This window comes from Indibacter alkaliphilus LW1, from assembly GCF_000295935.2.
Lineage (GTDB): Bacteria > Bacteroidota > Bacteroidia > Cytophagales > Cyclobacteriaceae > Indibacter > Indibacter alkaliphilus.
The window spans coordinates 185,400-206,627 of the sequence record NZ_ALWO02000033.1; the positions used below are offsets into that span (position 1 = coordinate 185,400).

Genomic DNA, 21,228 nt, shown 5'->3' on the forward strand with positions numbered 1-21,228 from the left:
GGGCTTAAATAACGCTTCAATGGCGAATTGATAAATATAGTAAAAAAGCGTAGGTGAATTTTTTAGGATTACAAATAGTTTTTTTCTCTTTTCATTTAAAGATGCCTTTGTTTTTGAAATTTATAACCAAATCAGTTTCACTTTATTCTTGAAAAATTAATTAAAATTTCTTTTTAACTGTTTAATTATCAGCAAGATGATTTTTTTATTTAAACTTCAATATAAAAAAATTGGAATTTTGGAGCGTATTAATTGTGTTTGTATTTGTTTGTGTTAATAAATAAAAGGCTATAAACAAGCTGGGTTTTGGCAATAATATTTTGCCCAAACCCAGCTATTTGATTAAAAATCATTTAAGGGATTAATTTAATATCGAACTTTGGTGTTCAACAGGGATCAAATTTCATAGATGTTATTTTGATGTTCTACTGATTTCTTTATCCAATTTGTACACATAAGACCAGCTACTTTCCAAAGCGGATCTGAATGCGGCCTGTAGTTCATCTCGCTTGGTCTTGCCTGCTTCTTTTTCCACCGTTTCCCAAACTCCTTCTTGTACAATATCCATGGCTGCAAAATCCTTGTAGGCTGTTATAACGTGATAATTGGGACTTTCAGGGTCTGCTGTTAACCAAGTATACCAATATCCCCTTATGTCCTTTCCTGCCTTTTTTCGGATAGCCTCTACCTCTTTTACTACTTCCATCATTTTGTAGCCATTAGTAGGATTTACTTTGTACAATCCCACTTGGATGATTTCTCCATCTAAAGGATTTGCGTTACTTACATCAAGTTGAAGCTGTGAAATGTGGTTTGTAGCCTTTTCAATATGTGGATTGATCATGTTCATGGCCAGCAACTGACAATTTTTTCCTTGCTCATCAGTTTTATCCATCTCTGCCCAATTCAGCATTTGAGATGCCAATACATACACATTGCCTTCTCCTTGTTGTCTGCTCCACATGTTCCAAGTCCAATCTCCATTGTTTTCAAGATAACAGGCCTTCCAAGCTTTCACTCCTTCGCGGAACTGCATTTCATGTCCAGGCTTGACAGTGAATTCAGTCATTGACACTAGAGGACCACGCAGCACTTCCTGTGCTACGGCAAAGGGAATTAGGATCGTAAAAAGAGCTATTCCCAAAGAGGTTTTTAATAAATAATTCAAAAGTGTTTTCATATTCTTTGTTTGAAGTGGTTTTAATAATGATTGAAATTTCTATGAATTAAATTCGATTTAAAAAACATCAGGGACGAATGAGCTTGTTTATTGTCCCAACGCCTTTTTTTTCTTTTCGAAAAGATTTTAAAATGAAATAAATTGATTTTAAAAAACATTTATATTACTATATTTAAATAATAATATGGTTTTAATTAGTATTCTGCTTTTTCACCAAATATGCTGATTGCTAAACTTTCTTTTGATTACGAAAATTATGAGTATCAGCAATTTTTTGTTGAGACTCATGTCCATGTGTCTGATTACTATGATTGAATTGAATCAGTTAATACGACATTCAGAATGACTCTTGAAAGCTTTTTCAATCACAAAAGATGGAATTGGAGTTCAAAAATTAAAAATAAGATAAAGGCACTGAGTTAGCCATCCGATTGATAAGTTTATTGATCAAACAATTTGAGGCTATATTGACTTTGACAGAGGTATATTTAGAATTTTATTAGAAGAAATTAGCATGAGTAAAAGCATCAAAATTTTGATCGTAGAGGATGATATGATCATTGCTGCAAACATTTCTCTCCAACTTTCTAAATTGGGTTATGAAGTGACTGGTATTGAGTCTCGAGGGGAAGATGCAATCAATCATAACAAAGAAAATCATCCTGACATTATTTTGATGGATATTAATTTGAAGGGTGAGATTAATGGAATTCAAACCGCCAGGATAATTCAAGAAGAAAGTGATGTTGCCTTGATTTATCTTACTGCAAATACAGATGAAGTGTCTTTTCAAAAAGCCAAAGAAACCCATCCCTACGCCTTTATTTCGAAGCCTTTCAACAAACTGAACTTAGAAAGGACGATTGCTTTGGTGGTAGATAAAATTAAGGATCACCATCATATTTCATCAGAGCACAATACCTTGGTTGAAAGTATGGAGGATAGGATATTTATCAGAAACAATGGTAAATTGATTAAACTGATGCTAGAAGATATTCATTATGTCGAGGCGGATAGAAACTACTGTAATATTTATACTTCCAAGGAGCATTACATTTTGGTGAATACTTTAAATACATTTTGTGAAAAAGTGATGGATAAGTCTTTTTTGAGAGTTCACAGGTCATTTGTAGTAAATCTCAAAAAACTCGATGCTGTTTCTGAACACTATTTAGAAATCAATAGAAAGATCATCCCAATCAGTAAGATGTATAAAGATGATCTGATGAAAAGTATAAGGAAGTTATAAAGAGAATCCGCTAAAAAGGTGTTCATTTAGGCAAGGAGATGGTAAATACTGTCCCAATTTCCCCAGAAAAGCTTTCCACCCTAATCTCCCCACCATGTGCCTTCACAATATCATAACTCAGACTCAACCCTAATCCGGTTCCCTGTCCTGCCGGCTTGGTCGTGAAAAAGGGCTGGAAGATTTTTTCTTTAATGTGATCAGGAATGCCTGGACCGTTATCCGAGATCATGATCTGAATTTTATTTTTTTAAATTATTAGTTAAAACAGTAACTAATGGTTTCAAATCTAAATTCTTAAATCTAATATCTTCGTCACCACAAACCAAGGGTTCAATAAATCTTCCTTATTATATTCCAGTTCTTCATCAAGTCCCCATTTCAGGACCTTTCCTCCAGCAGCATTAACTATAGCATGTGCAGCAGCGGTATCCCACTCCATGGTCGGTGCAGGCCTTGGGTAAAGTTGGGCTTTCCCTTCGGCCACAAGAAGTAATTTCAATGATGAACCCATGCTGACCAGTTCGGCTTCAGGGTAGTTTGCGAGAAACTCCCGGGTAGCTTCGTTGAGATGAGAACGGCTGGCCACTATCCGGTTGACGGTTTGGACGCCACTTGCCTGTATGGCTTGAACTGCCCCAAATGCATCTCTTTTCCAAGCCCCATTTCCGACTTTTCCCCAATACAAATCCCCAAGAACAGGGGCATATACCACTCCAAAAACGGCTTTTCCATTATCTATCAAAGCAATATTGACGGTAAATTCCCCATTTCTTTTAACAAACTCCTTGGTCCCGTCCAATGGGTCCACCATCCAAAAATAACCCCAGTTTTTGCGGTTCTGAAAAGGGATTTTTTCACCCTCCTCAGACAGTATGGGTATTCCGGTATTGGCTAATCCTTCCATGATGACTTTATGGGCAGCCTTATCTGCCAAAGTCAGAGGTGATTGATCCGACTTCAATTCCAATCCAAGGTCGGTCTTTTGATAATACTCTAAAATCACTTTCCCGGCCTGTACGGCAGTTTTCTTTACAGCTTCAAGGTCAAATTCAAGATGAGGCATCAATACTATTTTAAAGGAATATTTTCTAATCCCCAAGCTAATCAGTATTTTGAATAATATTTAGTCTTACCTTGTCAAAGTAGCAGATTAGGTCAAACCTGCCAGGTTTATGAGCTAAATCAGTTTTGAAATTTATCGTGTCAAAAAAACCTGGCAGGTTTTTTCTTGTCATTTTGTAAGATGACAAAGTAGGGCTAGACGCACAGGTTAGTTTTAAATGATGACTATGAAAAAATTGATTTTCCCAATAATTGCCATCTCTCTAGTGTTTTCGGTCAAGGCTCAAGAAAAAACAGAGACAATCAAACGCATTTTTGAAAAAGCAGGAACAGAGGGTTTTTCCGGTGTATTGCTATTGGCAGAACAGGGAGGAGCTTTTTTTGAAGAAGCAGTAGGATACAGGAATTTTGAAAATGAGGTAGAACTACTGACCACGGATATTTTTGAAATGGCCTCGGTCTCCAAACAGTTTACCGCCATGATGGTAATGATGTGCCAGGAAAAAGGCATGTTGCAATTTGATGACCCCATGGACAAATACTTGGATGTCCCCTACTCGGGTATAAGCATCAGGCACCTTTTTACCCATACCTCTGGTTTGCCGGACTATCAGGAAGTAATGGATGAGCATTGGGATAAAAGTAAGGTGGCAGGAAACGAGGATATCTTGGAATACCTTCGGGAATACAATCCTCCCATGTTATTTCAGCCAGGTGAGCGCTACGAATACAGCAATACTGCCTATGTTTTTTTGGCCAGCATAGTAGAAAAAGTGACGGGTGAAGACTTTATTGACCTTTCCAAAAAATGGATTTTTGAACCACTGGAGATGTATGATACGGGCATCCGTACGCTGGAAGAAAAGGCAGAAACCTCAAATTTTGCTGCCGGTCACCTGAAGGACGAAGATCGAAATTATGTCAACGCCAATAAATTTCACGATTCCGACTATACTGTATGGCTGGGCAACAGGAAAGGTCCGGGCAGGGTCAGTAGTACAGCACAGGATCTCTTGAAATGGGATCAGGCACTTTACACTGAGCAATTGGTTTCAAAAAAAACGCTTGATGAAGCTTTTTCACCCATGAAGTTAAACGATGGAAGTGAAAGCAATTACGGTTTTGGTTGGGACATCAGCGATGATGATCAAGTGGGGAAAATTGTCTCTCATGATGGAGATAATCCGGGATACAAAACCAAAATCATCCGCCTGATCGATCAGCAAAAGACCTTGATATTACTCAACAACAATGCCCATCCTTACAAAGACCAATTGATAGAGGAAGCCTTGGAGGTATTGAAAAAATGGTAAAACTTGTTTCGGCCAGACATTTTACACCTACCATTGACATAAATCTTAGTAATACGTCACCCTGAGAATTTAACATTTAGGGGAAAGTTCAGAAAGGGTAATGACAAAATTACGTGTCATGCTGAGATTTTAAAATTTGGCATTTACAGATAATCAAATGACAAATGGTTTCACGCAGCGTGCGCAGCGAGGTCGCAGCGAGAAATAGCTATTTGGCATTGGAAGCGGAGCTTGCGGAGTCGAAAGCCTGTCCCACAGCATTGCGGGGCATCTCCTAAACTATGGGCGATTCTTCCTTTCTACCAATGACAGATATGGAGGGATCGTCATTCTGAACGTAGTGAAGAATCTCCTACTTTTAAAGAGAGGAGATCCTTCATCTCCGCAAGCTCCGATTCAGGATGACGTACCCCAACTGTCATTCTCTTTCCGTAAATGTCAATGTTAATAACTTAGCATAAACTAAGAAAAAATTGAACCACGACTTGTCCCGAAAATCGGGAAAAGCATACAAAAATCACATAAGAAAATCCTAGCTTTTAACCATTGCCCCTCCATCAATGGTGTAGACGGCTCCGGTAATCCAAGATGCATCTTCAGATGCTAGAAAAAGTGCTAAGTTGGCTACATCTTCCGGTCGCCCCAACCTTTGGAGTGGGGTGTTTTTCCCAGCATCTTCCACGGCTTTTTCAGGGTCCGGAAAGGCTACCGCAGACGCATGGATAAACGGTGTATCTACAGGGCCCGGACAAATGCAGTTGACCCTTACTTCAGGTGCATAATCTACTGCTGTCTGTTTGGCTAAAGCCACAAGGGCCGCTTTGGAAGCACAATAAGCCGGGTGGTTCGGGAAATTTTTAAATGCCGCAATTGACCCATTGATAAGTACATTGGCCTTATTGCTTTTTTTCAATTCCGGTAATCCTGCCTTCAACAGGTAAAATGCTGCATCAACATTGACAGCAAAAGTTCTGTGCCAGCTTTCTGAAGGCAATTCTGTCAACGCACCCAGTCCAAGGGTACCTGCATTGATGGATATCCCGTCAATTTTGCCAAATTTTTCTAAAGCGGTTTTAACCAAGTTCTGATTGTAAGATTCCTCGGCCACGTCCCCAGAGAGGAAAAAAGCTTTAGCACCCAATCCTGTGATTTCATTGAGGAGAAACATACCCCTTTCTTCATTTCTACCGCCCAAAATCATTTTGGCCCCTTCTTTGGCAAACTTTATGGCTATCGCCCTTCCCATTCCTGAAGTAGCTCCTGTAATGATAAAAACCTGATCTTTAAGTTTCATAGTGGCTTATTGAAGGTATTCTCTGACCTTTTTCTGGATAGATTTTTTCACTGACTTCCAAGTTTGTCCTTTAATAAGGAAAAAGTTCCGGGTTTGACTGTCTCAATTTGTAGCATCTGAATTCAGTTATAGGCTTATCGATTACAGCTGCAGCGAAATACATCCTTGTTTCGGGGAGGAATTTAGCATTTAAAAGCACCTCTGAGATTTTTTCATCACCATAGTAGCGCCTGCAATTTCTGATATCCGGCACATCTCCCCGCTCAAACACACGCTCAATGACAAACTTAGCCTTGGCATCATAGTCCAGGTTTTCAAAGTGCACATCCCAAAAAATCCTTTTTTCGAATACCGGTTTTTCTTTATGTCCCATTTGATTCAAGTTTTTTTAAAATTACGAAATACGATATGCGATTTACGAGGCTGTCCGATTATCTTACCTTTTCACTTATTTCCAAGCCCATCTCATTTCCCCGATACTCAGGGCAGGCTTTGTTTCTCGTCTCTCGCTTCTAGCCTCTCGTATCTCCCGAGGCAAACTTTGACTCTTGATTCTTGTCTCTTGTCTCTCACTTCTCATCCTTCCTCCTTTTATTTACACCTTAACAACTCCTACCTCATCAGTTAATCAATTCAACAATTACACAATTAATCACTCCCACTTTTTCAACCTCACGTCAACCTCTCCCAAAGCCCTAATATGAACGGTGATGGCTTCCTCATCGGGATAGATCCCTTCGATTTTCAGATCGGGATGAACAATACTGAAATCCGCAAAGTCAGTAGTGATATTGCCTTGACTTTGAAGTTCATTTTTAGCACTGTCCATAATATCTCCTATAGCTAATACAGCCATTTTTTTGATCTGTCTCTGTACTTTCCCTTTGCGTAGCCTGATACCCAAGTTAGTCAAAAAATCGCCTGTGTCCACATCAAACTTTGGGTCGGTAAAAACCAAAGTCTGGCTCTCTTCATCATATTCCGGCTTTCCGACAAAGAACATCCTTCCGCTGATGTCATTTTTATTGTCTCTAATGGCTACAAAGTCCATACTGAGCAGGGTATTGTCGCCAAACTGCTGGGTTCTCAGATTGGTAGGAAGCAATACCGTATTTTTGTTGGTTCTTATCTGCTGACCATCAAAGGTCTCATTCAGGTATGCATCCAAATCGGAATAGGGAATTTTCAAAGGCAAAACCAAATCAAGGTAATTGTCATTTTCGGCTACTTTGGAAATTGGAGGAAGGGCTGTTTTGGCCACATCTGGCTTTTGTCCCAGTTTAGAATGCATCTCTCCCTCTATTCCCATGTACAGGACAAGGTTTTGGTCTTGGGTAAACTCTTCCTTAATTGAAATACGCTTGGGGACGGAATAAAAATGTGCTGTGATCCCTGCTTCTTCAATCGTATAAGGTTCAGAAAAAGCATCCCAAGTAGATTGGGCTATCTCTTTAAAGTCAAAACTGGTCAGGTTTGCAGCTTTGAGCTGGTTGTCAAGCACGTTTTTCAACTGCTTTTTCACCAAAGGCTCCAGATTGATTTCAAAACCTAGCAGGTTGTAGCTGAGGGATCTGCCCCAATTGTCTATATCTATATTTCTTACATTAAGCTGCCAATCTGTTGCGATTTCGGGTCTAAAGCTGATTTCTGGAGCCAGGTTTTCATTGAAAGGAAAATTGGTCGAGAGGTTTTGTCCAAAGACCCGCTTTTCTATTTTGAGGTCACCTCTGGCATTCATGGGCACTTTAACTTTGATCAGGTTGTTTTCCTCTGCCCGTATACTGAGCAAGCCCGTTCGGTTGATATCCAAGTCTGCCGTCAGACCTGACCCAAGATCCAATCCCCGATCGGCAAACAGTTTGCTTCCTACTTCTTTATTCAGATTGTCCTGCAAAAAAGAGAGGGGAATAACCACAGGCACATTGATCTTGGAGACAGCCTGAGGAGCAATTTGCAATTCACTGACAGCAGGTGGACGGTCCGGTCTAATGCTTCTACAAGAGAAAAAGGAGAGGATAATAAGAATATAAAATATTCTGGTGGTAAAATTTATCATTTATATGCAGCTTGGATTGTAATCCGTGAAGTCTTCACTGTAAAGGAACTATTTTTAGGCCAAATTTATTAATCCCTTACTTGAATTAAGAAATATTAAGAGATGAATTGGGATAAAATTGAAAACCTCCTCCAACTAGAGGAAATCATTGAAGAAAGCAAGAGCAAGCCTGTATTGATTTTCAAACACTCCACCAGCTGTTCCATCAGTAGCATGGCACTCAATCGCCTGAGCCGAAACTGGAAGTCTAAGGACTCCGAAAAAGTAAAAGCTTACTACTTGGACCTTATCAGCTACAGAGAAATATCAAATAAAATTGCAGAACAATTTGGGGTTTACCATCAATCTCCTCAGGTCATCCTGATCAAAGACGGAAAAGCCGTATACGACAATAGCCATATGGGGATCAATTATGGGGATATTATGGCAGAAGCCGAATAATTCCCTTTCAATACTTTTAAAATCAAAAAACCTGATGCAATTAAATACATCAGGTTTTTATATTGAAAAAACGCCAGGTAAATACCCAGCGTTTTTTTTGTTACATGTTATTCTTAGTTAAAAGAATATCTCACACCCACTTGCATTCTCCAAACGTTAGCAATGCTGTTTGAAAGTCTGAAAGTATCATTGATGATTTCAGAAGTACCAGGGTTAGTAGTGATTCTGTAAACTGGCTCGTTGTTTTCATTTCTTCTTATGAAGTTCAAAGGGTTTCTTTGCCACTCAATTTGAGGTACACCCCACTCAGAGTTCAACAAGTTACCCACGTTCATAAAGTCAAGTCTGAATTCCAACCTGTTTTTGTCATCTTTTGTGACATTAACTCTTTGGATAAAGCTCAAATCAAATGTATGAACCCATGGCCTTAGGCCAGCATTTCTGTCTAAGACGCTACCTCTGTTCTGGCTCAATACTGCATCTTGATCGATGAAAGCATCGAACAATTGAGCTTGAAGCTGAGGAGTATAAACCACGTCATTTAAAGTAAACTGCTCAAAATTCAATTCACTTGCAGAGTTTGGAACATAAAGTAATCTGTTAGATGCATCTCCAAAGTTGCCTGCATAAGTATAGCTCCATCTACCAGCATTACCACCTTCGTAGAACATGGAGATAGTCGTGTTTTTGGTAGTATATGATAAGTTAGCGATCAATCTTTGAGGCTGATCATGTTGTGCAAAGCCTAGCTCTGGATTGTTTCTGTCAGTCTGCACAATTGAAGGCCATAAAGAAATAGCCTGAGAACCTCCTGCTGCATCCAAATCTCTAGCTCTAGAAAGCGTGTAGGCAACACTTGTGTAGAAACCACCTTCAAAGATTTTTTCCAAACTTACAGTTCCTGAGATATAGTCTGCCCTTCTGTTGGCATTGGTCAGGAAGAAAGCATTTCGGAAATCAGGATCATTAGAGTAACCTGCCAGTCCTGGCTGTGTAGTCCAAAAAGGTCTTTGATCAGGACCATTCAAAGTTCCATCAGGATCTCTCAAAACCAAATTGTTGGCAATCGGGGTAGTCACATCTCTTGAGTAGATGAAGTCAAATGCTCCAATAATTCCAAATGGCAACTGCTTATCCACACCTAAGTTAGTTCTCCATACTTGAGGCAATCTGAAGTTTCTGTCAGTCAGGTTTAGCTCATTTGACAATGTCTGACCTGGGTTTTCAGGGTTGTAAGCAGTAACATCAGGATTGAAAGTAATTCCTGCATCAATCACTTCCTGACCTTCAAGCCCATAACCACCTCTGATCACACCAGAACCATTAACCTGGTTTGACAACCATACAAAAGGAATACGTCCTGAGAATACACCTGTACCACCTCTAATTACAGTAGATCTATCACCATTAACATCCCAGTTTACACCGACTCTTGGAGAAAACAAAGGATTTACCTTAGGGAACACGGAGACATCAGGGGTAAAAGTAGATCCATCAGGAGCAGTGAATGTCTTGTTCAAGTCATTTAACAACTCATTCTGAGGAATATCAATTGGGTAGAATGGAAGATCGACTCTCAAGCCACCTGTAACTTTCAATTGTGGAGTTACTTGGTATTCATCCTGTACATAGAAGCCTAACTGGCCGAATCGAGTAGCATCGGTTGGAGGAGTGGTGGATCCATCCAATGCAAAACCTTTAGCAAAAGCATCAGGGTAAACATTGGGATTTCTGTTAATGACAGCCTCTACAAAATTGTCATAACCGATAAATCTGTAGAACCCGTTGAAAGTTGGGTTAAAGGCATTATCGAATGTCATATACTCGAAGTTACCACCAAATGTATATGTGTGTTTTCCTTTGAATAAAGAGAAATTATTGGTGATGTTAAGGATGTTGTTTTCCAATAGGTTTCCTACTGTAAATAACTCATTACCCATTGACATGTAGTACAAAAGGTTTCCTGCATCGTCTGGTTCAAGTACCTCTACAAACGGGAAGTTCTGACCACCTGGAATACCTCTTCTTGGATCAGTTACTGCTGTATAACCAATATTCAATTGATTGGACATATTAGAGCCAATTCTGGAGTTCAATTCAGCCACTACAGATCTAACTCGTCTGTCATTGGTATAATTTGCATTTCTGAAGTTAATCCCTTCTACTCCAGTTCTATTGGTATTAAAATACCTGGTCTGAATATATCTGATTGAATTTCCGTTTGTAGGAACATCCGTAAAAGCACTGTAATCATTATACCTTACCGTCAGTTTGTTGCTTTGATTAATGTTATAATCCAACCTTACATTCAATCTTGTTTGTTCTGAGTTGAAAGGATAAGAATCAGGAGCTCCTGTATCATAACCATAAATGCTGTTTATCCTGTCTCTAACGAAGTTAGCTTCTGATAAAGGAACTCTTGAAATAAACTGACCATCAGGAGTTTCTCCATCTCTGGCAGCTCTTCTTAAGATAGAAGGGCTTAATTCTGTTTCAGTCTCATAATTAACGAAGAAGAACAATTTGTCTTTGATGATTGGACCACCCAATCTAAAGCCCATAATTTCGTTTCTGGCATCATTTTGAGGAATGAAGTTCTCTCCGATTTTAGTACCCTGCATCTGGTCATTTCTTAAGAAATAATAAGCAGAACCTTTGAAAGTATTATCACCAGATCTTGTAATAGCATTTACACCAGCTCCAGTAAATCCACCCTGTCTTACATCATAAGGAGCAAGGTTTACCTGAATCTCTTCAATAGCATCAAGAGAAACAGGATTACCACCTGCAAACTGTCCTGAACCAAGTCCGAAGTTGTTGTTATAAATGTTACCATCAATGGTAAAGTTGTTAAACCTGGAAGAAGTTCCAGCAAAAGCATTACCGTTTGACTGCGGAGTCAATCTGGTAAAGTCATTCACACTTCTGTTTACCGTAGGCAATGAATTGATTCTTTCGCTACCTAAATTAAGCGCTGCACCAGTACGGTCAGCATCCAAAATACCACCTTTTGTTGTGATAACTTCCACAGCTTGTAGCTCCATGCCGTCAGTCATCACAGCATTGATATTATAATTTTGTCCCAGAGACAAATTAATATTATCAAAAACTCTGTCTTCAAAACCAACAAATGTAACAGTAACCGTGTAAGGACCACCTACCCTTACATTCGGTAGAACGAAACGTCCGTCCACGTTGGAAACCGCTCCGTATCTAGTTCCTGACGGCGTGTGAACCGCCACAATGTTAGCACCGGGAAGTGTCTCTCCGGAATCATCCGTGACAGTACCCTGCATGCTAGCAGTCGTAACCCCTTGCGAATATGCTGTACCGGCCGCAAAGACCAGCATCAACACTGCAAAAAGACTCTTTAGTAATGATTGCCTCATAATTTTTGTTTTTTGTGGAAAATTGAAATATAGTTTAGAAATAAGATTTGTTTTCCGAGTACAAATGTAGAGGTCTTATCCAAGTTTTTATTTTAGGAATTGTTAAGTTTTAACATTTATTCACAGCGTTACTTAACAATTTCTTAACATTGGAATGCGAAGGAAATTTCATTTATCCCCTATTTCAGCCTTTTCAATCGGTTTAAATCTAATAATTTGGGGTCAAATTCGAAATTAATTTTTCCTGACATTTTTTATGTTAAGAAATCTTTATGGGAATGTTAACTACAAACTTTGTGTAAAAATCGGAAGTTTTGGGGTATTATCTCCCTATATTTAGCAACAAAACACATTACAATTATGAAAAAAAGAAATATACTTTTGTTATATGTTTTTTTGTTGGTCAGTATATTGGATATACTTTTTACAGCCAATGGAGAATCCGACCTGAGATATTTTTCAAAGCCTCTGATAATCCTTTCCTTATGGGGCTATTTCATCACATCTTCTGTAGCCATCAAAGGAACCACATTGAGAAAAGCAATCAGTGCCGCACTCCTTTTCTCTTGGGCCGGTGATGTTCTGCTTCTTTTTCCCAACTTGTTCCTCTATGGTCTAGGCGCTTTCCTGATGGCACACTTATGCTATATATTTTCCTTTAAAATTGCTCAGATCAATCCATTTGCTATTGGAAATGTAAACTTCATCCAACTCTTCTTCTACAACCTCCCCATATATTTCATCGCCGCTTTTGTTTACTTCCTTATCAATCCGGGGCTAGGTAATATGAAAATCCCCGTAATCATATATCTGATCGTGATTGTCCTTATGGCCACTGTGGCGAGGGAAAGGTTCGGCAAAACCAATGCAATAAGCTTTTGGCAGGTATTTATAGGAGGTATATTCTTTTTGATTTCAGATGGAATTCTTGCTTTGAATATGTTTTACTCCTCATTTCCAGAAGCCGGAGTCTTGGTAATGGGCACTTATATATTCGCCCAGTTTCTAATAATCCGAGGCATCATGGCACATGGTCAGGAATATAAAGTGGCAAAAAAATAAAAAACCACTCATCAGAGTGGCCTTTAAAATAATCTTGTCAGGTTTGAATTAAAAAAAGCCTGCCAGGTTTCTTGCTGAACTGACATAAATAGGCTTATGTTGGCCCGGAACCTGGCAGGCTTGATCCTTCTTACTCTACTTTTACAAATCAGGAATCAAAACCCTAATTACCCCTTTGGAAGTACCACAGTGTCTATGACATGGATCACACCATTAGACTGGAATACATCTCCTATGGTCACTTTGGATTGGTTACCGCTTTCGTCCGAGATATAAAGGTCTTTTCCTTTCATCCATGCAGTCAACTCACCACCACTGACTGTTTTGAAAGTAGCTTTACCGTTTCCTTTTTTGATTGCTTCTGCGATTTCTTTGGACCCGAATTTCCCTGCTACTACATGGTAGGTAAGGATGTTGGTCAAGGTGTTTTTGTTTTCAGGCTTCACCAAAGTCTCCACGGTACCGGCAGGTAGTTTTTCGAAAGCTGCATTGGTAGGCGCAAACACTGTAAATGGACCTGCAGATTGTAAAGTTTCCACTAAGCCTGCAGCCTGTACTGCTGCTACCAAAGTAGTGTGGTCTTTAGAGTTCACTGCGTTTTCCACAATGTTTTTAGAAGGGTACATGGGTGCTCCACCCACTTCTACTGTTTTTTCTTTTTGACCGAAAGCTGTAAAAGCATTCAGTACAAACATGGCCAAAATGGCAAATTGAAAGAATCTCATGGTTTTCATAAATAATATTGGTTTAAATGTTATGGTTGGATTTACGGATATGTTCCATAGATTGGATTTTGGAAGATCAAAAAAATGTATTTACGGGCAATTGTTTTAGATTTGTGCCTCTGATAAAAAAAACCAAAACATGCATCAGGAAAAAATCGAAGCTATCAAGTCATCCATTGCTGCCGCAGACGCAACGAATGCCGATGAACTTGAGGCTTACCGAATGAAATATATCAGTAAAAAGTCAGTTGTAGGAGAGCTTTTCGCAGGCATGAGGGATATCCCCAATGAGCAGAAAAAAGCCTATGGACAAACAGTCAACGAGGTCAAGCAATTGGCAGAGGCAAAGTTTCAGGAACTGATAGAAAAAGTAAACAGCTCCTCAACCAAGTCCAAGTCCAGTGATCTGGACCTGACCTTACCCCCAAGCAATATTTCAGCTGGCGGAGTGCACCCTTTGACCGCAACCCGTCAACGTATCATTGAGATCTTTGAAAGAATAGGTTTCAATCTTTCTGAAGGACCGGAAATAGAAGACGACTGGCATAACTTTACAGCACTCAACTTCCCTGAAAACCATCCAGCCAGGGAGATGCAGGATACTTTCTTTATAGAAAAAAATCCGGATATAGCCTTGAGAACCCACACTTCCTCTGTGCAGGTAAGGGTTATGGAAAATCAAAAACCTCCCATCCGGACTTTATCACCAGGTAGGGTCTTTAGAAATGAAGCCATCTCAGCAAGAGCCCATTGCATTTTCCATCAAGTAGAAGGTCTATACGTGGATGAAAACGTAGGATTTGCAGATTTGAAAAATACGCTTTATCATTTCGCCAAGGAGATGTTCGGTAAGGAAACCAAAGTGAGGTTCCGTCCTTCCTTTTTCCCATTCACAGAACCCAGTGCTGAGATAGATATTTCCTGCCAACTTTGCGGAGGAAAAGGCTGTAATGTCTGCAAAGGCACCGGATGGGTAGAAATCGGAGGTTCAGGAATGGTGGATCCGAATGTATTGGAAAACTGTGGCATCGACTCCAAGAAATATACAGGCTTTGCTTTTGGAATGGGTATTGAGCGGATAGCTATGCTCAAATACCAAATCAAGGATTTAAGGCTCTTCACTGAAAACGACGTACGGTTTCTGAAACAGTTCAGGTCTATGGTATAAGCGTGTTTGCCACGAAGAAAATCACGAAGCACTTTTGAAGTTTCGGTAATTGGGGACAGTAATCTAGACGAAGCGTAAAAATTGATATTTATAGATATTAGATACTGGTAGATATTTGAACCTGGACTTAGCGAATCCTTTGGGTCTTTGGGTCTTTGTGGCTCATTCCTTTAATTGCTTCTTTGTGACAAAAGAATAACCACATAAAACTTGGGAAACTCTTTGTGTGTTAGCGTCTTTGTAGCTAAGAGTTGTTAATTGACTCTAACATGTACGATTTCTAAAAATGAGGAAACCTCTTCTAAAAGCTCCATATTTTGTACTACTGCATTGCCAAGCACTACCAGATCAGCACCTGACTGATAGGCTAGTTTAATTTTTTCCAAAGAGTTCAGTCCTCCTCCCACAAACAAGGGAGCCTGGATAGCATTTTTCACAGCTTTAATAATTTCAGAGGACACAGGGTCTGGGGCACCGCTCCCTGCATCCAGATAAAAATATTTCAATCCCAAAAACTTCCCTGCTAAAGCAGTCGCGACGGCGAGTTCGGGATGGTGATTGGGTAATGGAATGGTCTGACTCACATAGTGGACGGCTGTTTTTTCGCCCCCATCTATCAGCAAATAGCCCGTGGGAAGTACTTCAATGTCACTTTTCGCCAATTCAGGAGCTATGCTGACGTGCTGCCCAATAAGCAGTTCGGGATTTCTTCCGGAAATCAGGGATAAAAACAAAATCCCATCAGCTTCAGGAGAAAACTGTATGGCACTGCCGGGAAATAGAATTACAGGTATTTGAGTGTGCTTACTTTTTATGAGCTGTATGATTTCATGGATGTTATTTCTTTGAATCAAGCTACCGCCCAAGAAAAAAAAATCAACATTAGCTCTGGAAACAAGCTCAAGTTTTTCGCTGAATTCCCTTTCGGATTTGAAATCATCGGGATCAATCAACCATGCCAAAGCCTTTTTCCCGGATTGGTTTATTAAAGCTAATTTATCGCTTATCAGCTTATTCATCTTCTGAATGTCCTTCTTTTTTGGACATTTGATCCAAAAACTGCTGTTTGCCATAGCTGATCAAAATAGGCAGCAATAATGCCCCAAATCTGCTCATGAAGCCTGACTTTTGCTTTGAAGTCAGTCTCTTTTCAATTTCCTCGTCCAATAGTCCTTCCCTCTCAAGGATCTGAAGAGCTTTCTCTGTCTTTTTATTCTTTTTCCCGGAAAGTATTCTGATAAATGTAAAAGCTACTACACCTCCTAAAAGAACGCCTGCACCTACCTTGACCCAATCCTCAGACTCTTTTTTAGCCAAGCTTAGCTGCATCCCCAGTGTCTGCTCAAGTTCTTCAGCTTTTTTCTTCAGGTCCTCTTTCATTGTTTTTTAGATTTTCTTCCGAAAACAAAACCGGTAACAAACTGCTTGATCCCATTGATCAAGCCCCTAGCATCTTTGATGAATAGCAGCAGAAAAAAGAGCAACAGGTAAATGACAGCCACATATAAAAACCCCTTGTAGGTAGAATAAAACAGTTCACTCAGATAAAAGGCCAAAGAAATACTGGCGAAGAGCAACATGAGCAAGGAGGCAATAACCATAGTAATCAGAATCACGATTTTGGTCATGATGGCAGAAACCCGGTCACTCAATTCATCCTTGATCAGCTCAATACGTACCTCTACAAGCTGTTTGATGGTTTGAACTATTTCAGAAACATTGATCATAAAAAGCTATTTTTTTTGAAATGATGCTTCCAATATACAGCAAAAAGCTGGCATCAAAAATTTTCAGCAGCTTCCGGTTCCTGGTTTTCAAAGTAATACATGTAGTCCATCACCTTTTCCAAAGCTGCCCGGATTGCCTGATTGATAGGCATTTGATCTTCTGCCAGACGGCTATCGATATTATTGAGCCTCCTGTAAGTCCCTGAGCTGGAAGGAACAGGCATATCCTTTTTGATTTCTAAGGCTGCATGTTGATAAAGATCAGCCTTCTCTGTTTTGATTTTTTTGCAGGTGATAACCTCTCTTTCTCCAAGTCTATTGACTCTGGCAGATGATCCAAAAAGCCTACATATCAATCCTCTGTTCACATAATCCGAACAAAAACCTGATTCACCATCAGCGGATAGGCTTTTATAAACTATACAAAAATCATTTTCCGAGGAATTCTCAAGTAGCTCCAAAGCAGATTCTGCCTTGCCTTTTTCATAAAGGTCAAATGCCAAGGGTAAAAACTCCAAAATAGATGCGCTGACTTTGGGGTTGGCGCAGCAGCGACCGCAACCTGCAATGCAGCCCAGCTGGCTCTGATCTAAAAAAGCCTTGATTTCCTGGTCCAGCTCATCAAATAAAACCCTGACCTCCTGTGACTTTTCCCTTAAGTTCATATGATATTTTATAAAAGCCTGCGAAAGTAAGCAGAGTTTAATTCACTTACAATATAAATCTCTCTGCCTCATGCATTTGTTTGTCTCTTATCTATAAATTCATATCCTGCTTTTATTATACTTCGTTTATATCCTATCTTTATTGGCTTAAAGTTTACTTTTAAGCCTTTATCTTTTGACATTAACAGGAAGCAGTATGAGCAGCAGATTTGAAAATTTTGAAGAAAAAAGAGAGGAAAAAATCAGAAAAGCTTTTAAAGAAAGAGATTGGAATGAGATCAAGAGTACAGACTCTTGGGTAATTTTTAAGGTAATCTCCGAGTTTGTAGAAGGTTTCGAGAAACTTTCAAAAATAGGCCCCTGTGTCTCTGTCTTTGGTTCAGCGAGGACACCGGCAGATCATCCGCATTATAAGGTGGCTGAAGAGTTATCTGCCAAACTTGTCAGGCATGGGTATGGGGTCATCACAGGAGGCGGGCCGGGCATCATGGAAGCTGCCAATAAAGGCGCAGCCTCTGAAAACGGGCGTTCTGTTGGTCTTTGTATCAAATTACCCTTTGAAGCAAAAGGAAATATCTATATAGACCCTGATAAGATGATCATGTTTGATTATTTTTTCGTCAGAAAGGTCATGTTTACCAAGTATTCTCAGGGTTTTGTGGTCCTGCCAGGAGGTTTTGGCACCTTAGATGAATTGTTTGAAGCCATGACTTTGATACAAACCATCAAAATCGGCAGGTTCCCTATTGTGCTGGTCGGAAAAGAGTATTGGTCAGGACTGATGGATTGGATCAAAAGCACCTTACTCGAGCAGTATAACTATATCAATGCTGAGGATCTGGATCTATTTATTCTCGTGGATGATGCCACAGAAGCTGTCAAAGTGATTGATGATTTCTACAGCAAATATTTACTCACTCCAAATTATTGATTTTGAATAGAGCTCATTTATTTCTGATTTACGGCCTTATCGGACTTCTTTTCCTGTTATGGTTTTTTCAAAACCCAGAAGATTCCAGAAAAGAATTGCATGCTGAAGAAATCACACTTGAATCCAGTTCTGGCGAAACCATGACCTTTAGCATACCTGAACCCAAGGTCAGGATTTTTGAATTGCCCGAAACCATTTCATTCGCCGATGAGACCGTTCCTCTCAATGATGCAGAGGTCAAAGAAAGGTTTGAGCGGGAAATCTATGTAAATGCCTACTGGCAATCCAACATGATCTTGCTGATGAAAAGGGCCGGAAAGTATCTTCCTACCATAGAGCGAATTCTAAATGAACAGGGGGTTCCCGATGATTTCAAATATTTGGCAATGGCAGAATCAGGGCTGATGAATGTAGTCAGTCCTGCAGGTGCCAGAGGTTTTTGGCAGTTTATGCCAGCTACGGCCAAGGAATACAACCTGGAAGTAAGCAATGATGTGGACGAGCGCTATCATCTGGAAAAATCTACAGAAGCTACCTGTAAATACCTGAAATCGGCTTTTGCAAAGTTTGGAAATTGGACTGCAGTGGCAGCGAGCTACAATATGGGTATCAATGGCTTTGGCCGAAGGCTGCAGGAGCAAAGACAGGCGAGCTATTATGACTTACTTCTCAATGATGAAACCAGTAGATATCTTTTCCGGATATTAGCCTTCAAGGAAATCTTCGAAAACCCGGTCAAATATGGCTTTGAGCTAAAGGAAAAGGAGATTTATCAACCAGCCGTCTACAGAGAGTTGATTATCGATAGTAGTGTAGATAATCTGGCTAATTGGGCTATTCAGCATAACAGCAATTACAAAGAACTCAAAAACAACAATCCCTGGCTAAGGTCATCAAGCCTGAATGTGAAAAGGGGAAAAACCTATACAATTCGCTTACCTGTTCAGAATTAAATGATTTGCTTCCATAGTTCTCAGACAATTTCATATCTTCAGGGCATAGACATAATTTTTTTGAAAATCTGGGGCATAACTTTCATTCAAAGCCAATCAGACGGTCAAAAAACCCGGTGTCCGTGATGCTCAAGTACTGAAAGTTGAATCAAATGAAAAAAATTCTTATCGGTGTCCTCATTTTTTTTCTGCTTGTAGCATTTTTCATGCGCGCAGTACCTTTTTTGATCAACTTATACCTCAATCAGAATGCCGATAGGATTGTCAGCAATATGATTACCCGAACCAACACTTTTGGAGATCATGAAGTACATTTTGGGGAAATCCAGTTGGATTATAATTACAGAGGTACCTTTCTAAACCTAAAAGACGTAGAAGTGACCCCTCCTTCTTTGTCCACTGAAGATCATGTAAAGGTTCAACTCCACATCGACAGGCTAAATATCAGCGGTTTTAGTTGGTATTCCTTCTTATTTCAGAACACTATTGCTGTAGACTCTGCTTTTGTCGACAACATCAACCTCTTGTCCTCAAGCCCCCCCCTGGATACTCTAGCCAATGACCTGGAGGAAGAAGGAGAAATCAGCGAGTCAAAAACTAACGGCAACTATGAAGCCATCAAGGTAGGTTATTTTGAGCTACGTGATCTTAATATTCGACTTACGGACAGTTCCAACGATTCGCTGAGAGTTTCCATGATAGATATGGATCTGCAAGCAGAAGACTTTAAGTTGACTAAGGAATACATTGAAGACTCCAAAGCGCTTTTCGAAATTTCTTCTGTACACGGTACCATCGAAAGTGTAGAATTCCACTTCGATCAATTCAGGCAATATACCCGGGTAGAAGAAATAGAGCTCGATACCAAGTCTGAACAAATGACCTTTGGGTATATTGGCCTATTGAATAAAGAGGGTAGGTATGAATACACCTCCCAATTTGATTATGAACAGACTTGGATTGAAATTGACAAAACCAGCATGAAGCTCAAAGGTGTCAATTTTCAGGAATATTTATCCCAAGGAGTCCTGGAAGTAGACTCTATATTTGCCCATGACATGCACTTGGAAGCCTTCAAAGACAAAAGAAAAACAGAGGATAAATCCAGAAGGCCTAAGATGATCAATCAGGTCTTGGAGGAATTGGATCAGAAAGTTCACGTAAACAATCTATTTATTGAAAATGCATACATCAAAGTAGAAGAAAGGCCTGACAATGATGCCCCCACTGCAGGTCATGTCTATTTTTCAGAGGTAAATGCGCACATCACCAATATTTCCAACATTGAAGATAAAGTAGATGAAAACAATGAAATGTTGATCGATGCCTCTGGCAAACTCATGGGGGAAGGTGAACTCACTACCCAAATCACTTATTTTCTGGAGACCGAGATGCACGATTTCAAACTCAAAGGCACCTTGAAAAACTTCACTCTTCCCTCTGTCAACTCTATGGTGGAGCCTGAAGCAAAAATAGGTTTGAAATCAGGAATGATCAACCGATTAGATTTTAACATTGCTGCCAATGACTATGAAGGCAGTGGTGACCTGATTGTCCGATACGAAAATCTGGAAATAGAGATATTGAATGCTGACTTTGAGAGCGACAATAACTTGTGGAGAAAACTTGGGGCTTTTGTAGCCAACAAATTGATCATCAAATCCAACAATCCCGATAACAGGGGCAATCTGAAAGAAGGGAAAGTTTACTTTATGAGAATCCAATATAAGTCCATGTTCAATTATTGGTGGCAACTGTTGTTTTCTGGTTTAAAATCCACACTTACTGGAGAAGATATCAGCGATATGAGAGAAAAAGCCAAGGCTGAACGCTCAGGTGAAGAAGAATCCGGGGGGATACTCAATATTTCTTTTGGGAATAAAGACAATGAAGACAAACCCAGCCGGAAAGAGAGAAGAGCAGCCCGGAGGGTAGAAAAACAAAAAGAATAACCTCCTAAATCAAAACCTTGATTGGACAACTTGGTTTTAAGCTTAGAATCGCTTCGGAATC

The 21,228-nt window shown here is 39.7% G+C and carries 20 protein-coding genes; 8 read left to right on the forward strand and 12 right to left on the reverse strand.

Annotation, left to right across the window (positions count from 1 at the left end):
* Positions 1–412: 412 nt before the first annotated feature.
* Positions 413–1,180, reverse strand: a complete 768-nt coding sequence (locus A33Q_RS10880; RefSeq protein ID WP_009033998.1) for a hypothetical protein — start codon at positions 1,178–1,180, stop codon at positions 413–415.
* A 514-nt stretch (positions 1,181–1,694) separates the two neighbouring features.
* Here A33Q_RS10880 and A33Q_RS10885 point away from each other — a divergent pair.
* The gene (locus tag A33Q_RS10885) at positions 1,695–2,429 is read left to right on the forward strand and encodes a response regulator (RefSeq protein ID WP_009033999.1); all 735 of its coding nucleotides are present in this window, start codon (positions 1,695–1,697) and stop codon (positions 2,427–2,429) included.
* Between the two features lie 22 nt (positions 2,430–2,451).
* On the opposite strand, the gene A33Q_RS10890 is transcribed toward A33Q_RS10885, so the two are convergent.
* A complete protein-coding gene (locus tag A33Q_RS10890; RefSeq protein ID WP_009034000.1) occupies positions 2,452–2,658 on the reverse strand; it encodes a sensor histidine kinase in 207 nt (68 codons plus the stop codon).
* A gap of 57 nt (positions 2,659–2,715) precedes the next feature.
* Positions 2,716–3,492: a 3'(2'),5'-bisphosphate nucleotidase CysQ gene (cysQ, locus tag A33Q_RS10895; protein WP_009034001.1), complete on the reverse strand. Its 777-nt coding sequence runs from the start codon at positions 3,490–3,492 to the stop codon at positions 2,716–2,718.
* 226 nt (positions 3,493–3,718) lie between these two features.
* On the opposite strand from cysQ, the gene A33Q_RS10900 reads away from it, so the two are divergent.
* Positions 3,719–4,804: a serine hydrolase domain-containing protein gene (locus tag A33Q_RS10900; RefSeq protein ID WP_009034002.1), complete on the forward strand. Its 1,086-nt coding sequence runs from the start codon at positions 3,719–3,721 to the stop codon at positions 4,802–4,804.
* A gap of 532 nt (positions 4,805–5,336) precedes the next feature.
* On the opposite strand, the gene A33Q_RS10905 is transcribed toward A33Q_RS10900, so the two are convergent.
* The 3 genes from A33Q_RS10905 to A33Q_RS10915 form a co-directional block, all read right to left on the reverse strand.
* On the reverse strand, positions 5,337–6,098 hold the full coding sequence (locus A33Q_RS10905) for an SDR family NAD(P)-dependent oxidoreductase (RefSeq protein ID WP_009034003.1): 762 nt from the start codon (positions 6,096–6,098) through the stop codon (positions 5,337–5,339).
* Between the two features lie 70 nt (positions 6,099–6,168).
* On the reverse strand, positions 6,169–6,471 hold the full coding sequence (locus A33Q_RS10910) for a DUF6922 domain-containing protein (RefSeq protein ID WP_009034004.1): 303 nt from the start codon (positions 6,469–6,471) through the stop codon (positions 6,169–6,171).
* A gap of 279 nt (positions 6,472–6,750) precedes the next feature.
* The gene (locus A33Q_RS10915) at positions 6,751–8,154 is read right to left on the reverse strand and encodes a DUF4403 family protein (RefSeq protein WP_009034005.1); all 1,404 of its coding nucleotides are present in this window, start codon (positions 8,152–8,154) and stop codon (positions 6,751–6,753) included.
* A 102-nt stretch (positions 8,155–8,256) separates the two neighbouring features.
* On the opposite strand from A33Q_RS10915, the gene ytxJ reads away from it, so the two are divergent.
* A complete protein-coding gene (ytxJ, locus tag A33Q_RS10920; protein ID WP_009034006.1) occupies positions 8,257–8,595 on the forward strand; it encodes a bacillithiol system redox-active protein YtxJ in 339 nt (112 codons plus the stop codon).
* 113 nt (positions 8,596–8,708) lie between these two features.
* Here the strand turns inward: ytxJ and A33Q_RS10925 are convergent, their stop codons facing one another.
* A complete protein-coding gene (locus A33Q_RS10925) occupies positions 8,709–11,984 on the reverse strand; it encodes a TonB-dependent receptor (protein ID WP_009034007.1) in 3,276 nt (1,091 codons plus the stop codon).
* A 360-nt stretch (positions 11,985–12,344) separates the two neighbouring features.
* On the opposite strand from A33Q_RS10925, the gene A33Q_RS10930 reads away from it, so the two are divergent.
* Positions 12,345–13,046: a lysoplasmalogenase gene (locus tag A33Q_RS10930; protein ID WP_009034008.1), complete on the forward strand. Its 702-nt coding sequence runs from the start codon at positions 12,345–12,347 to the stop codon at positions 13,044–13,046.
* A 167-nt stretch (positions 13,047–13,213) separates the two neighbouring features.
* On the opposite strand, the gene A33Q_RS10935 is transcribed toward A33Q_RS10930, so the two are convergent.
* Positions 13,214–13,780 (reverse strand): fasciclin domain-containing protein, encoded by a 567-nt coding sequence (locus tag A33Q_RS10935; RefSeq protein WP_009034009.1) that lies wholly within the window; start codon positions 13,778–13,780, stop codon positions 13,214–13,216.
* Positions 13,781–13,910: 130 nt separating this feature from the next.
* On the opposite strand from A33Q_RS10935, the gene pheS reads away from it, so the two are divergent.
* A complete protein-coding gene (gene pheS / locus A33Q_RS10940; protein ID WP_009034010.1) occupies positions 13,911–14,939 on the forward strand; it encodes a phenylalanine--tRNA ligase subunit alpha in 1,029 nt (342 codons plus the stop codon).
* A 254-nt stretch (positions 14,940–15,193) separates the two neighbouring features.
* Here the strand turns inward: pheS and A33Q_RS10945 are convergent, their stop codons facing one another.
* From A33Q_RS10945 to A33Q_RS10960, 4 genes are read right to left on the reverse strand one after another with little or no spacing between them, the layout of a single operon-like run.
* On the reverse strand, positions 15,194–15,958 hold the full coding sequence (locus tag A33Q_RS10945; RefSeq protein ID WP_009034011.1) for a phosphoglycerol geranylgeranyltransferase: 765 nt from the start codon (positions 15,956–15,958) through the stop codon (positions 15,194–15,196).
* Entirely contained in the window at positions 15,951–16,319 is a 369-nt protein-coding gene (locus A33Q_RS10950) for a hypothetical protein (protein WP_009034012.1), read from the reverse strand. Before A33Q_RS10950 ends, A33Q_RS10945 begins: the two co-directional genes overlap by 8 nt.
* Positions 16,316–16,666 carry a phage holin family protein gene (locus A33Q_RS10955; protein ID WP_009034013.1) on the reverse strand — a complete coding sequence of 117 codons (351 nt, stop codon included), beginning with the start codon at positions 16,664–16,666 and terminating at the stop codon, positions 16,316–16,318. The genes A33Q_RS10950 and A33Q_RS10955 overlap by 4 nt, the downstream gene beginning before the upstream one ends.
* A 53-nt stretch (positions 16,667–16,719) precedes the next feature.
* On the reverse strand, positions 16,720–17,331 hold the full coding sequence (locus tag A33Q_RS10960) for a YkgJ family cysteine cluster protein (protein WP_009034014.1): 612 nt from the start codon (positions 17,329–17,331) through the stop codon (positions 16,720–16,722).
* Positions 17,332–17,527: 196 nt separating this feature from the next.
* Here A33Q_RS10960 and A33Q_RS10965 point away from each other — a divergent pair, with 196 nt between their 5' ends.
* The 3 genes from A33Q_RS10965 (at position 17,528) to A33Q_RS10975 (ending at position 21,167) form a co-directional block, all read left to right on the forward strand.
* The gene (locus A33Q_RS10965) at positions 17,528–18,262 is read left to right on the forward strand and encodes an LOG family protein (RefSeq protein WP_009034015.1); all 735 of its coding nucleotides are present in this window, start codon (positions 17,528–17,530) and stop codon (positions 18,260–18,262) included.
* Positions 18,263–18,264: 2 nt separating this feature from the next.
* Positions 18,265–19,215, forward strand: a complete 951-nt coding sequence (locus A33Q_RS10970) for a lytic transglycosylase domain-containing protein (RefSeq protein ID WP_016255107.1) — start codon at positions 18,265–18,267, stop codon at positions 19,213–19,215.
* Positions 19,216–19,367: 152 nt separating this feature from the next.
* The gene (locus A33Q_RS10975) at positions 19,368–21,167 is read left to right on the forward strand and encodes an AsmA family protein (RefSeq protein ID WP_009034017.1); all 1,800 of its coding nucleotides are present in this window, start codon (positions 19,368–19,370) and stop codon (positions 21,165–21,167) included.
* Positions 21,168–21,228: the final 61 nt, after the last annotated feature.